2 protein-coding genes are annotated in these 527 nt (G+C 41.0%); both read right to left on the bottom strand.

Annotated features, from left to right (window positions below; genetic code table 11):
• On the bottom strand, positions 1-291 hold a 291-nt coding region (locus ACWHAR_RS31690), incomplete at its 3' end, for a UDP-N-acetylglucosamine 2-epimerase (protein WP_452089005.1).
• Positions 292-353: 62 nt separating this feature from the next.
• Complete coding sequence (locus ACWHAR_RS31685) at positions 354-485, bottom strand: hypothetical protein (RefSeq protein WP_017473888.1); 132 nt, start codon at positions 483-485, stop codon at positions 354-356.
• Positions 486-527 lie beyond the last annotated feature (42 nt).

Here is a 527-nt window from a genome sequence, read left to right as displayed (position 1 = left end):
ACCGTGGACAAGCACAATATCCGGTTTGATAGACTGAAACAGCTCGTCCAGCTTCACAAGCGCATTAGACGTAATTTCAGCCAGCGTTTGCCTTTCTTTCATGATATTCAAATCAAAATCAGGCTTTATGTTAAAAGCTTCAAGCACCTGGTCAAGCATTTGCCTGTGCTGGGCTGTAACCGTCACATAAGACTCAATTTCGGGATATTTTCTTAATTCTAGCACGAGCGGAGCCATTTTTATGGCTTCAGGGCGCGTGCCGAATACTGTCATGACTTTTAGTTTCTTCATTTTTCTATCACCTGTTTTCTGTATGAACAGCTTTTTCAAGAATCGTCTGCTGAATCGATTGATTACCGCTTTGCCCGTGTTTTCTCGTTGGAATTAATCCCGCCCATCGATTGCTTATGGACGATATTCTCATCATAAAACATCCGTTGATCAAACCGCAAACCATCCTGTTGAAGAATGAGATTTCCCTTCATTATATAACATCTTTGCGCTTTATACCTGTTTAGACTTGTTTA

It is taken from the genome of Bacillus sp. LR--39, assembly GCF_053613335.1.
This window is presented reverse-complemented; position numbering and strand designations above follow the sequence as displayed.